Annotated in this window: 12 protein-coding genes and 1 rRNA gene; 3 read left to right on the top strand and 10 right to left on the bottom strand. The window is 42.8% G+C overall.

Annotation, left to right across the window (positions count from 1 at the left end; all coding sequences use genetic code 11):
• The 7 genes from L4C39_RS19125 to trxA form a co-directional block, all read right to left on the bottom strand.
• A 16S ribosomal RNA gene (locus L4C39_RS19125) occupies positions 1-103 on the bottom strand; the annotation flags it as partial.
• 563 nt (positions 104-666) lie between these two features.
• Positions 667-1,380: an NAD(P)H-flavin reductase gene (gene fre, locus L4C39_RS19120; RefSeq protein ID WP_017051690.1), complete on the bottom strand. Its 714-nt coding sequence runs from the start codon at positions 1,378-1,380 to the stop codon at positions 667-669.
• Between the two features lie 26 nt (positions 1,381-1,406).
• Positions 1,407-1,676, bottom strand: coding sequence for a 2Fe-2S iron-sulfur cluster-binding protein (locus L4C39_RS19115; protein ID WP_017051689.1), 270 nt, complete (start codon positions 1,674-1,676; stop codon positions 1,407-1,409).
• Positions 1,673-3,535: a 4-hydroxy-3-polyprenylbenzoate decarboxylase gene (ubiD, locus tag L4C39_RS19110; protein ID WP_429747487.1), complete on the bottom strand. Its 1,863-nt coding sequence runs from the start codon at positions 3,533-3,535 to the stop codon at positions 1,673-1,675. Before ubiD ends, L4C39_RS19115 begins: the two co-directional genes overlap by 4 nt.
• A 78-nt stretch (positions 3,536-3,613) precedes the next feature.
• Positions 3,614-4,609: a hypothetical protein gene (locus L4C39_RS19105; protein ID WP_429747485.1), complete on the bottom strand. Its 996-nt coding sequence runs from the start codon at positions 4,607-4,609 to the stop codon at positions 3,614-3,616.
• A gap of 110 nt (positions 4,610-4,719) precedes the next feature.
• The gene (rho, locus tag L4C39_RS19100) at positions 4,720-5,979 is read right to left on the bottom strand and encodes a transcription termination factor Rho (RefSeq protein ID WP_029203263.1); all 1,260 of its coding nucleotides are present in this window, start codon (positions 5,977-5,979) and stop codon (positions 4,720-4,722) included.
• Between the two features lie 199 nt (positions 5,980-6,178).
• Positions 6,179-6,505 carry a thioredoxin TrxA gene (gene trxA / locus L4C39_RS19095; RefSeq protein ID WP_017051685.1) on the bottom strand — a complete coding sequence of 109 codons (327 nt, stop codon included), beginning with the start codon at positions 6,503-6,505 and terminating at the stop codon, positions 6,179-6,181.
• A gap of 111 nt (positions 6,506-6,616) precedes the next feature.
• Here trxA and rhlB point away from each other — a divergent pair, with 111 nt between their 5' ends.
• Both rhlB and gppA read left to right on the top strand, forming a co-directional pair.
• Entirely contained in the window at positions 6,617-7,921 is a 1,305-nt protein-coding gene (gene rhlB / locus L4C39_RS19090; RefSeq protein ID WP_113796995.1) for an ATP-dependent RNA helicase RhlB, read from the top strand.
• A 7-nt stretch (positions 7,922-7,928) separates the two neighbouring features.
• Positions 7,929-9,422 (top strand): guanosine-5'-triphosphate,3'-diphosphate diphosphatase, encoded by a 1,494-nt coding sequence (gene gppA, locus L4C39_RS19085; protein ID WP_429747482.1) that lies wholly within the window; start codon positions 7,929-7,931, stop codon positions 9,420-9,422.
• Positions 9,423-9,584: 162 nt separating this feature from the next.
• On the opposite strand, the gene L4C39_RS19080 is transcribed toward gppA, so the two are convergent.
• The 3 genes from L4C39_RS19080 to recQ form a co-directional block, all read right to left on the bottom strand.
• A complete protein-coding gene (locus L4C39_RS19080; protein WP_017051682.1) occupies positions 9,585-10,256 on the bottom strand; it encodes a 7-cyano-7-deazaguanine/7-aminomethyl-7-deazaguanine transporter in 672 nt (223 codons plus the stop codon).
• 189 nt (positions 10,257-10,445) lie between these two features.
• Entirely contained in the window at positions 10,446-10,748 is a 303-nt protein-coding gene (locus L4C39_RS19075) for a DUF3630 family protein (protein WP_017051681.1), read from the bottom strand.
• The gene (gene recQ / locus L4C39_RS19070) at positions 10,741-12,579 is read right to left on the bottom strand and encodes an ATP-dependent DNA helicase RecQ (protein ID WP_017051680.1); all 1,839 of its coding nucleotides are present in this window, start codon (positions 12,577-12,579) and stop codon (positions 10,741-10,743) included. Before recQ ends, L4C39_RS19075 begins: the two co-directional genes overlap by 8 nt.
• Positions 12,580-12,758: 179 nt before the next feature.
• Here recQ and rarD point away from each other — a divergent pair, with 179 nt between their 5' ends.
• Entirely contained in the window at positions 12,759-13,661 is a 903-nt protein-coding gene (gene rarD, locus L4C39_RS19065) for an EamA family transporter RarD (protein ID WP_429747479.1), read from the top strand.
• The last annotated feature ends 14 nt before the right edge of the window (positions 13,662-13,675 follow it).

The raw sequence follows: 13,675 nt of genomic DNA, 5'->3' as shown, positions 1-13,675 counted from the left end.
GCTCGACGCCGAAGTAGCAAGCTACTTCTCGTTTCCGCTCGACTTGCATGTGTTAGGCCTGCCGCCAGCGTTCAATCTGAGCCATGATCAAACTCTTCAATTAAAGTTTTTTGCATCCTAAGATGCGGCTCAATGAATACTGACTTCAAAACTAATATTCATTCGCTCTTTTCGAAAAAGGAACGTGAACATGTAATTCTAAAGCTATTATCATTCCAACAGAATGATAATGAATTGACTGTGCCAAGTTCTAAGAACTTGTATTGGTCACTCAGTTCATTGATATCTTTTGTTTCGACAAAGCGAAACTAGTGATTATCATCAACGAGTGCCCACACAGATTGATAGGTCTAAATTGTTAAAGAGCTTTACTTCAAGTTTTAAGCCTTTCAGCTTTCGTTTGAAGTGGACGGCCATTTTAGCGATATAAGCGATAGTGTCAAACACTTTCTTAATTTATTTCACTTCAAATTTTCGTCTAACCTAACTGCTAATCCCTTATTGAATAAGGTCTCGTTGTTAGGATTTGCGCATTATAGGCAGAATATCCTCAGACGCAACCCCTTTTCTTACTTAATTGTTTTTTTCAGTTTAATCGCTGTTTAATTCATCAAAATGAAAAGAGAGCGTATAAATACACTCTCTTTTCTTACATATCACTAACAATCAGATAAAAGCGTAAGCATCAGCATACATACGCTCACTCTTTGCCTGTTTGGTTTGAGTGAATAATTCTCGGGCTGCGCCTGCCATTTCAAATCTTCCTGCTATATAGATGTCATAATCTTCAAGAGATTCAAAGTCAGCACTAATGGCTTGTAATACATTTCCTACCTGTCCATCCCACGGTTCAGATGCGTGTTCGACAACAGGTATAAATTGTATGTTTGGGTTTACTTGGGCAATCGCATCTAACTCTTGCTTCGCGTAAAGCTGATTTTCATCTTTAGCGCCCCAGTATAGATGTATATTGTTTTGCATATTTTGGCTAATGCAGTGATCAAGAATAGAACGTACATAACTAAATCCCGTACCACCTGCGATTAACAGCAGTGGGCGATCACTTTCTTCCTTTATCCACGCATCACCATGTGGTGCATCAATAAGAATGTTGCCATCACTTGCTAGCGCCATTTTCATGGCTTCAACAACTTCCAGCGCATAAGCATTATGTTCTGCAGCACCAATGTGCAATTCTAGCTCGCCTTCATGACGGCAAGGACTGCTGGCAATTGAAAAAGGACGCTTATCCTTTTCTCCCATTTCTACCATTAAATATTGTCCCGCTTTAAAAGGGACTGGTGATTCAGGATGCAACAAAATCTGAAAGGTGTTACATGCTAAAGGCTCAATAGACTTTACTTTACATTTAATGGTCATCTTCTTCCTCTGAGCTTACTCTCTACTTAATCTGCAAAGGTAAGTATTAAATTACTTTCTGCAAATGCTTGGCAGGGAAATATCCAACCTTGCTGTTGCTCTTTCTCTGTGAGCATTGGTTCAAGGTCGTAACTTACCAAGCCTTCAATTTTTCGACACATACACATGGCACACGCCCCAACTTGGCAACGGTGAGGGAAATTAATACCTTGGTTGAGCGCCTCTTCCAATACCGTTTTGCCATCTCGCACTTCAAACTGAAGATTATCGGGTAACAAGATTACTTGGTAGGTCATAGAATATCTAATTGATTCCAAATCTTATCGATCTTAGCCACAACTTCAGGATCTTTCTTTATTGGTGTACCCCACTCTCGATGAGATTCACTTGCCCATTTGTTTGTTGCGTCTAATCCCATCCGGCTCGATGCCATTATTGTATCGCGAGCAGGATCCATCCGCGTTGTTACCGCCCAAATAATGTCATTCCAATCTTTAGCGTCCACATCTTCATCACACACAATTAAGCATTTATTATCAACATACGGCGTAATCAAAGACCATATATCATCCATAATTTTCAGCCCATGCCCTTCATGCTTTTTCTTTATGGTCACGATGGCAATTTCTCCACCATCTGAACCTTCAGGAAAGTGAAAATCAATCACCTCAGGAAAGTGATTCAATACAGCTTCAACTTGTTTGTTTTTCTCATGGACAAGATTTCCTACGGCTTGCTGATTATCTATAGCTGAATGAAGCTTATCTCCCATTGCCAGTTCGGCATCCCACTTTATTGTTGCATCAAGTCCCATTTTGGACCCAAGCCCAACAACAGGTGAAGCAAAATCGAGCGAATCTATTGGTGTATTATCAATAAAGGTGTTGTCACGCTTAGGGTCCATATTGACAGAAATGGCTCGACAAACTTCACTCCAATCACGAGCATTCACACTTTCATCGCAAACAATGACAAACTTGGTATACATAAATTGTCGTAAGAATGACCACACCCCCATCATTACCCGCTTGGCATGTCCTGGGTACTGTTTTTTCAGGGTCACAATCGCCATTCTGTACGAGCAACCTTCTGGAGGTAGATAGAAGTCTTCTATTTCAGGAAATTGTTTTTGCAGAATAGGAACAAAAACTTCATTTAAAGCAACGCCAAGCACAGCCGGTTCATCTGGTGGACGCCCTGTATAAGTGCTGTGATAAATCGGTTTCTCACGCATGGTGACGTGAGTGATTGTGAATACTCGGTGCTGTTCAACTTCATTGTAATAGCCAGTATGATCCCCATACGGGCCTTCATCGGCAAATTCGGAAGGGTCAATGTAACCTTCCATCACAATTTCCGCGCTGGCTGGTACCTCAAGGTCATTGCTAATAGATTGAACAACCTCAGTTCGACTACCACGGAGTAACCCTGCGAAAGCATATTCAGATAATGTATCAGGAACAGGGGTTACCGCGCCTAATATTGTTGCGGGGTCAGCACCAAATGCAATGGATACTGGAAAGGGCTTCCCAGGATAAGTCTCCATCCAATCTCGTAAATCAAGAGCACCACCTCGGTGAGCTAACCATCGCATGATGATTTTATTTTTTGCGATTTTTTGCTGGCGATAGATCCCAAGATTTTGGCGCTTTTTGTTAGGGCCTTTTGTAATAGTCAGCCCCCATGTCAATAAAGGCGCGACATCACCCGCCCAGCAGCTCATCACTGGTATTTTATCTAAATCAACGTCGTCACCTTGCCACACCACTTCCTGACATGCGGCTTTACGAAGCTTCTTCGTTGGCATATTTAAGACTTGTTTGAAAACTGGTAGCTTATCTATTGCATCTTTAAAGCCTTTTGGTGGCTCTGGCTCCTTCAAATACGCCAATAGTTTTCCTACTTCACGTAACTCTTTCACATCTTGACGACCCATTCCGATCGCGACTCGCTCAGGAGTGCCAAATAGGTTGGTCAATACTGGCATCTCATAACCAATGGGGTTTTCAAACAGTAATGCGGGTCCACCAGCTCGTAGGGTTCGATCACTGATTTCAGTCATTTCATAATGTGGGTCAATAGGGTGAGTAATGCGCTTAAGTTTGCCATCTGCTTCAAGATGATCGATAAAGTCGCGTAAATCCTTCAAACTCATAGGCCTTCTAATTTACTGGTTAAACTGCAAGCAGTATATCAAAAAGGAGAGTAGCCCTACCCCCCTTTTTTAGTAAGGCTAATTTGAAAGAACTTTTTGAATCGAAGTCACCTTAACTTGCCTATTGCTAGAGACCAATTCATGCAACCACCTTTGATGACCTTGATTGACTAACTCTTGTGCTATCATAGAAGCTTCCTCTGCAAGCCCCATTCGGGAGATCAGAAATTCTTTTACATTTTCAGGTAAAGGGTGAAGTTGAGTGAGTTTTTCAATCGCTTGTTGTTTAAGGCTAGGGTTCTGAGTCGCACTCATCAACTGTTCAACAGAAAAAAGATCGCCTTCGCTCGCAAGGCGCTGTAGTTCATATTGGCTATCACTGTCCGCTTTCATGCGCCACAGCATTTTATACACATCAGCATCTCGGCTGACCTGAGCTAAGCGAACGACAACAGAGGTAGATGGTAACCAACTAATAACAAGACCTTGCGTTAACTGTGTGGCCAGAGCATCAACCGCTTCAGCAGATAGCCCATCCAACTCTCGAATCAACAGAGCTTCGCGTGCTTTAATTTGGTGTTCACTACCTGATAACCACTTTTGAAGTACCAACTCTTTCTGTTCTGCTTTAATAACAAAAGCCAAGGTGTTTTGATCTTTTTTCCAGTGCTGAAGTAAGCGGTTTGCAATCACGGGGAAATTAAAGGCAGGTACAGTAAACTCATATCCATCACCTCTTTCTAGGATCTGATAGGTTGGTACTAACTGGCTCTGTGATTCAATAAATATAGCCATTCGTGGTGTCAGGCTAATATTTTGATGTTCAATTTTTTGTAATAAGAGATAGCGTGCAACCTCCTGCTGAGGAAGAGCTAAACGTTGGAGTGAAAAGCGAAGAGTCTCGACCTCATCTTGCATCACAAGCAATAGAAGTTCCGATACTTTCGTATTAATTTGCTCATCCTGAAGCCATTGTTGAGCCGTTACTGGTTTCATTTCCGTTGCGTAAGCTCCAGAAGAACCAAACACTAATGACATAGACAGGAGTAGTGACGACAACATTCCTTGTTGCATGTTAACCTCCCTGTAACATTTGCATTCATTTTGCAGGCTAACAACAAGAAATGCAAACAAAAACGCTGCCAATAAAGGCAGCGTTCATAAACGAATATTTTCAATAAAATTTATTGACGACGCATCGCGTCAAAGAATTCATTATTAGTCTTCGTCATAGCAAGCTTATCGATAAGGAATTCCATTGCGTCTGTTTCATTCATTGGATGAACAATCTTACGCAGGATCCACATCTTCTGCAGCTCGTCGGCTTTCGTTAATAGCTCTTCGCGACGAGTACCTGAACGTTTAAAGTCGATAGCAGGGAAAACACGTTTCTCTGCAATTTTACGATTTAAGTGCAGTTCCATGTTACCTGTACCCTTAAACTCTTCGTAAATAACTTCATCCATTTTAGAACCCGTATCAACCAACGCGGTTGCGATGATAGTTAAACTACCACCTTCTTCTACGTTACGAGCCGCACCAAAGAAACGCTTAGGACGGTGTAGTGCGTTCGCATCAACACCACCAGTAAGAACTTTACCTGATGAAGGAACAACGGTGTTGTAAGCTCGAGCTAAACGAGTGATAGAGTCCAGCAAAATCACAACATCTTTTTTGTGCTCAACTAGACGTTTCGCTTTTTCAATCACCATTTCTGCCACTTGTACGTGGCGAGATGCTGGTTCGTCAAAAGTAGAAGCAACCACTTCACCTTTAACCAAGCGCTGCATTTCTGTTACTTCCTCTGGACGTTCATCGATAAGTAGAACCATCAATTCACATTCAGGGTGGTTGCGAGAAATGCTCTGTGCAATATTTTGCAATAGCATGGTTTTACCCGCTTTTGGCGGAGCAACAATCAAACCACGCTGACCTTTACCAATCGGAGAGGCAAGATCAAGAATTCGAGCGGTAATATCTTCTGTCGCACCATTACCAACTTCCATCACCATACGCTCGTTCGCGTGAAGAGGTGTTAAGTTTTCGAATAAGATTTTATTACGTGCGTTATCAGGCTTGTCGTGGTTAACCATGTTAACTTTCAACAATGCAAAATAGCGCTCGCCATCTTTAGGTGGACGAATTTTTCCAGAGATTGAATCGCCAGTTCTTAAGTTAAAACGGCGAATTTGGCTAGGAGATACGTAAATATCATCTGGTCCAGCAAGGTAGGAGCTGTCTGCGCTACGTAGGAAACCAAAGCCGTCTTGAAGAATTTCCAGAACCCCATCGCCGAATATGTCTTCGCCACCTTTAGCGTGTGCTTTAAGGATGGAGAAGATGATGTCTTGTTTTCTTAGACGAGCTAGGTTTTCAAGGCCTAATGTTTCGCTAAGCTTCACAAGCTCAGACACAGGTCTGTTCTTCAGTTCTGTTAGATTCATTGTAGTTGATACTTGTTTAGTCAAAATAAGATCTGTTTTCTAGTTAAGATGGATTTGGTCTAAGGAGCGACCAAGAGGAGAGATTTGCTCAATTAACGTGCGATAAATTAGCACTAAAAGTTATTTTAGTCTAGTTTTGAAAAAACAAAACCGCGCATTTGTTAAGATGCACGGTTTCTTTTTCAATTATTAACCTATTTTACAGGTTTGCATCTAAAAACTCTTTAAGTTGAGTTTTAGATAATGCACCAACTTTAGTTGCTGCTACGCCGCCATCTTTAAATAAAAGCAACGTTGGAATACCACGGATACCGAATTTAGGTGGAGTACCTGCATTCTGGTCGATATTCAATTTACCGATAGTGAGCTTACCTTCGTACTCTTGAGAAATCTCATCAAGAATAGGCGCAATCATCTTACAAGGACCACACCATTCCGCCCAAAAATCTACAAGTACAGGGCCTGCAGCTTTGATCACATCGTTCTCAAAACCGTCATCAGTTAGCTGCAAAATCTTATCACTCATCTTCCACTCCAATGTTTATTTCTGAACTGGTTGGATGATAACCAGTAAATAGATGCCCTATTGGAATGTATTTACTTTCGTATTGCAAGCTTAAGCTGATATTCTATAGCAATGAAAAAGACACATATCACAGAGCAAAAGTTCGCCGATTTGGATTTACACCCCCAAGTCATTGAAGGATTGGACAAAAAAGGGTTCGAATTTTGTACCCCTATCCAAGCCTTGGCGTTGCCGGTACTGCTCACCGGCCAAGACATTGCAGGCCAGGCCCAAACGGGCACTGGTAAAACCCTTGCGTTTCTTACTGCTACTTTTAACCATTTACTAAAAACAGCTGCGCCTGAAGGACGTAAGCCAAACCAGCCTCGTGCAATAATCATGGCGCCAACTCGTGAGTTAGCGATCCAGATTTATAACGATGCAGAGTCGATCATTGCGACGACTGGTATTAAAGCAGCACTTGCTTACGGTGGCGAAAGCTACGACAAGCAGCTTGCTAAAATTGACGACGGTGTGGATGTATTAATTGGTACAACTGGACGTATTATCGATTTCTACAAGCAAAAAGCGTTTGATCTAAACTGTATTCAAGCTGTTGTTCTTGATGAAGCGGATCGCATGTTCGATCTTGGTTTCATTAAAGACATTCGCTTTTTGTTCCGTCGTATGCCTGAACCTAAAGACCGTTTGAACATGCTTTTCTCTGCAACCTTGTCTTACCGAGTACAAGAACTTGCCTTTGAACACATGCATAACCCTGAACATGTGGTTGTTGAACCGGATCAAAAAACAGGTCATCGAATTCAAGAAGAGTTGTTTTACCCTTCAAATGAACACAAGATGGCTTTACTACAAACGTTAATCGAAGAAGAGTGGCCGGATCGTGCGATTATTTTCGCTAACACTAAATATAAGTGTGATTCAGTTTGGGGACACCTTGCAGCCGATGGACACCGTGTGGGTCTATTAACTGGTGATGTACCACAGAAGAAACGCGAGAAGATTCTTGAAGAGTTCACAAAAGGTCAAGTTGATATCCTCGTTGCAACAGATGTTGCCGCTCGTGGTTTGCATATCCCTCAAGTAACGCATGTATTTAACTTTGATTTACCTGATGATTGTGAAGATTACGTTCACCGTATTGGCCGTACTGGCCGCGCTGGCGAAAGTGGTCATTCAATCAGTTTTGCTTGTGAAGATTACGCCATTAACCTTCCAGCAATCGAAGAATACATTGAGCACGCAATCCCAATGTCGGATTACGATGCATCAGCGTTGATTGAAGATTTACCTGCGCCAATTCGTATGCGCACTCGTAACCCTCAACAGCGTCGTACTAATAATGGTGGTCAACGTTCTGGGAACCGTAATTCTCAACGTCGCCCTCATTCGAACCGCCCTAGAAAGGAAGCTTAATTCGTCTATGAGCCAAACAATTTCATCTCCGCTTTATGCCGCTATCGATCTAGGATCGAATAGCTTTCATATGCTCGTTGTACGTCATATAGACGGCAGCGTCCAAACCATGGCCAAGATTAAGAGAAAGGTTCGTTTAGCCGCCGGTTTAGACGATAGTAATGCTCTGAGCCAAGAAGCCATGCAGCGCGGCTGGGATTGTTTGAGTCTTTTTGCAGAACGATTACAAGATATTCCGACTGAAAACATTCGCATCGTAGGTACCGCAACGCTGCGTACCGCCACAAATGTCGATCTGTTTTTAGCAAAGGCAAACCAAATCCTAGGTCACGACATTGAAGTGATTGCAGGTGAAGAAGAAGCGGCAACTATCTATAAAGGTGTCGCGCATACTTCAGGCGGTTTAGGCCGTCGATTAGTCGTTGATATTGGTGGCGCGAGTACTGAGCTAATTATTGGTGAAGGATTTGAAGCTAACGCATTAACGAGCTTAAAGATGGGCTGTGTTACTTGGCTTGAACGCCACTTTAAAGATCGACAGCTCACCCAGATGAATTTCAACAATGCTATTGAAGCAGCGAAAGCAACACTGGCTCCAATCCTCGAACAGTATACAGATTTGGGTTGGGATGTATGTGTTGGTGCTAGCGGAACCGTGCAAGCACTTCAAGAAATAATGCTAGCGCAAGGTATGGACGAAGTAATTACTCACTCCAAACTTAAGCGATTGCAGAAACAGGCGATGCTTGCTGATCACTTAGAAGAATTAGAGATAGAGGGGCTAACTTTAGAACGAGCATTAGTTTTCCCAAGTGGCCTTTCTATTCTTATCGCTATATTTGAACTGCTTGAAATCGATTCAATGACACTCGCAGGTGGCGCATTACGTGAAGGTTTGGTTTACGAAATGGTTGATGAACTGCGTCAAACTGACATTCGTGCCAGAACCATTTGTAGTGTACAAGCCCGCTACCAACTCGATACACAGTATGGACAACAAGTTTCAACTCTTGCCAGCACTCTACTCGCTCAATGTGGCGGAGAAAGCTGGATTGAGGAACCTCAAGCGGCAACGCTACTGCATACTGTTGCGAATTTACATGAAATTGGTTTAACCATCGATTTCAAAAAAGGTGGCCAGCACAGCGCTTACCTTTTGCAACATTTAGATCTACCCGGTTATACCCGAGCACAGAAACACTTTATTGCAGAAGTGGCTCGACGCTACCGCGAGCAATTAACGTCACTTCCAGAGCAACATGCTCTATCAAGTGTCAGCGGTAAGCGAGTACTTCGATTGCTTCGCCTGGCGGTATTACTTAGCCATCGTCGTAGTATCGATCTCCAACCTCAAGTTCAACTGTCTGCAAAAGGCGATAAGCTAACATTGACGATTGACCAGAAATGGCTAAACAGCAATCCATTAACTGCCGCTGAACTAGAATTAGAGTCGAACCGTCAAACGGATATCGGTTGGCCACTGACTATTATTACTAAATAGCCACTAGCCTAATTATCGACAAAAAAAAGAGCCCAATCATCACGATGGGCTCTTTTTATTTTTGACACTCACATGGCTTTTGACTCTCAGACAACTTTTAACTCTCAGACGCCTAAGAAGTCAACGAAACCAACGCAATCAACGCAATCAACGCAATCAACGTTAAGCATTCACACCAGTGACTTTAAATTCCGGGTTTACAGCCGTTAATTTTTTCGTCAGGTAGTTCAATAGCATGCCGTACATAGGTACAAACAAGCCTAAACTAATCACGAGTTTGAAGCCGTAGTCTACCATCGCAATTTCCGTCCAATGCTCAGCCATAAATGGATCTGGACTTTGATAGAATGCAATCGCGAAAAAAGCCACGGTATCTAATGCGTTACCAAACAGTGTTGAGCACGTTGGTGCTATCCACCACTGCTTCATTTGGCGCAGGCGATTAAATACGTGAACATCCAGGATCTGACCAAGCAGATAAGCCATGAAACTTGCAATGGCAATACGCGCCACAAACAAATTAAACTCACCTAGCTGTGCAAAACCTTGAAACTGCCCTTCGAAGAAGACGACAGATAAAAAGTAAGACACCGCTAACGCAGGGATCATCACCAAAAAGATAATATTACGCGCAAGTTTAGCGCCAAACACACGAACCGTGAGATCGGTAGCTAAAAAGATGAACGGAAAAGTGAATGCGCCCCATGTGGTATGCAGACCAAAAATGGTAAATGGTAGCTGAACCAAATAGTTACTTGATGCAATGATCACTAAATGGAACAAAACTAAAAATGCTAGGGCTTTGCGCTGTTGCGCAGGGGTAAAGTTACTCATATTGTACCTTTTTAGTTTGGTTTGGGGTTGAGGGAACCCAAATTGAAGAACAATTCTTCCAATTATTTAAAGTCGCCAAACTCTAATGTTCAGCGGCGAGCGATTATACATTAATCGATTAGCACGACAATAGATGATGAAATAGCAAACGTTTAAGCGCGGTATTTCCTTCTCTGACGACTCTCTAAGTTAAAAACCTTGAGCAAATAGTCCCGCTAAATAATCAAGTTCTTCACGGCTTTCTAGAACCGATAAGGTTTCAAACCATACAGATTCACTGTAATGCTCAGAGCGCAGAAACAACTGACAGCCTTCAAAATCAATTAACCATGAATGCATATCGGCATCCCACTGTTTTTCTATCACAGTAGCAGAGAGTAAACCCACAAGTTTGTCCCCCAGCAAAGGAAAAGTATCGAAGTCGAAACTTGGTGTGGTGATAAGCAGACGCCCATCTTCGGCAAGGTATTCTCGCAGTCCAAAATCAGCCATGAGTGGTAATGTGCTCCTGAATTAAATCTAAGAAAGGATCGGCATATTTTTCCAGTTTACGTTGTCCAACACCATTAACAGCCAGCATTTCACCGTAAGAGGTCGGCAGCATTTCGGCCATCTCAATCAATGTTGCATCACTAAAGACCACATATGGAGGAAGACCCACTTTGTCTGCGATGGTTTTACGTAACTTACGTAGCTTCGCAAACAGTTTTTTATCGTATTGACGATTAGACAGTTTATCGGCCTTGGCAGATCGTACGGCGGTGTCTAGACGCGGAACCGCAAGTTCTAACGCCATCTCACCACGTAATAGTGGCCTTGCTTCTTCCGTCAGTTGCAGAGTCGAGTTTCGGGTGATGTTTTGAAACAACAGTCCTTTATGGATAAGTTGACGCACAATACTGATCCAGTAATCATGGCTATGATCACGACCAATGCCATAAGTCGTTAATTTGTCGTGGCCATTTTCGCGGATACGAATATTCTGCATCCCACGCATCACTTCCACCACATAACCCATACCAAAACCTTGATTCACTCGGTACACGCATGAAAGTGCCTTTTGCGCTTCTTCCGTTGCATCAAAGTGCTTCGGTGGGTCAAGACAAATATCGCAGTTACCACACGGCTTATCTCGATATTCACCAAAATAGTTTAACAACACTTGGCGTCGGCACGTTTGCGCTTCGGCAAATGCACTCATCGCATTAAGCTTATGGCTCTCGACCTGTTTCTGCGGCCCATCGTCTTTTTCATCCAACATCCGACGGAGCCAGTTAATATCAGCAGGATCGAACAACATCATCGCTTCAGCAGGTAGGCCATCACGCCCTGCTCGACCTGTCTCTTGATAGTAAGATTCAATATTGCGTGGGATATCAAAATGCACCACAAATCGAACATTGGGTTTATTTATTCCCATGCCAAAAGCAACGGTCGCCACAACAATTTGAATATCATCACGCTGGAAAGCTTCTTGAACATACGCGCGCTCATCCATGTCCATACCAGCGTGATAACCCGCCGCCCGAATATGGTTGTTACATAACTTTTCCGTCAGCATTTCGACTTTTTTACGGCTACCGCAGTAGATAATGCCGCAATTGCCTTTCTGAGTATCAAGGTAACGAATCACCTGTGAAACTGGCTTATGTTTTTCGACTAAGTTATAGCGGATATTTGGTCGGTCAAAGCTGCCAAGATAAGTATGCGGCTCATTAAGTTGTAAACGATGGATAATGTCGACACGTGTTGCATCATCAGCGGTTGCTGTTAACGCCATAAATGGGACATGAGAAAATTGCTGTTTCAATTGACCGAGCAGTGCGTACTCAGGTCTGAAATCGTGGCCCCATTGTGAAATACAGTGCGCTTCATCCACTGCAATCATCGACAACGGTAAATTATGCAAACGATCAATAAAGTCGCGCATCAAAACTCGCTCAGGCGAAGCATACACTAACTTAATCTGCCCCGAATTCATGCGGTTGTAAACGCTAATCAGATCGTCGCGCGACATGGTTGAGTTAATACACTCAGCCGCGACACCATCGGCTTTAAGCTGATCCACTTGGTCTTTCATTAATGAGATCAAAGGTGAAATCACCAGCGTAATACCTTCTCTCACCAAAGCTGGGATCTGATAACACAGAGATTTACCACCACCTGTCGGCATAATCACTAAGCTATCTTGACCAGAGATAGCCAAGTCAATCACCTCTTGCTGCCCATCACGAAAGCTCTGGTAACCAAAAACATCTTGTAAGATATCTTTTGCGCTACTTGGCTGGGGTTGGGTCTGTTCAGCAGTTAAGGTTGCGGTCATCGAAAATCCTATAGGGGTTGAGATTGCATTCACGTCAAATCAGTGAGCGCCACATTGTAGTGGGGAATGATGGTGAATAAAACCGCAAATTGTTAGGCGTATACGATTATCGCTTCTATACTGACCAACTCCGTTTATAAATCTTATAACTAGGTACATTCGTACCAGAGAAGCACTCAATGACACAAGAAGAAGACCAAAGAGCTCGCCAAGGCATATTTCTCGCCATCGGCGCTTACACCATCTGGGGGATTGCCCCTATCTATTTCAAATCCATTGCGGAAGTCTCCCCTTTAGAGATCCTCAGTCATCGAATTATCTGGTCATTCTTTTTACTTGCCTTTTTGATCCATTTTAATCGCGGATGGCGAACGGTTCGTGACACATTGCGCTCGAAGCCAAAAATGATATACCTCGTTTCTACCTCAATATTGGTTGGAGCCAACTGGCTAATTTTTATATCAGCAGTCAATGCCAACAAAATGCTAGACGCCAGCCTTGGTTATTACATTAATCCGTTATTTAACGTGATACTGGGAATGGTCTTTCTAGGAGAGCGATTAAGAAAACTCCAATGGTTTGCTGTCGCTCTCGCGGCGGTGGGAGTATTAATACAGCTCATCGCTTTCGGTTCAGTGCCGATCATCGCCATCTCTCTTGCAATGAGTTTTGGTTTATATGGATTGTTACGCAAAAAAGTGAGTTTAGATGCTCAAACCGGCTTATTTATTGAGACTCTGGTTTTATTACCTATCGCAGCCTTCTACTTACTGTTTATTGCAGACACCGCAACATCAGATTTAGCAAGTAACCCTATGACACTTAACCTACTGCTCGTTTCAGCAGGTGCCATCACTACTTTACCTTTGTTGTGTTTTACTGGGGCCGCGACACGATTGAAACTCTCAACACTTGGTTTTTTCCAATATATTGGACCGAGTTTAATGTTTTTACTCGCGGTATTGGTCTACAACGAAGCGTTCAGCAGCGATAAAGCGATCACTTTTGCTTTCATATGGGCAGCATTGTTTGTATTTAGTTTTGATGGCATTAAAAGTAGTAGAAAAAAGAAAAAATCATAATCACATTTGATGAG

Source organism: Vibrio clamense (assembly GCF_050337905.1).
Taxonomy (GTDB): Bacteria; Pseudomonadota; Gammaproteobacteria; order Enterobacterales; family Vibrionaceae; genus Vibrio; species Vibrio cortegadensis.
This window is presented reverse-complemented; position numbering and strand designations above follow the sequence as displayed.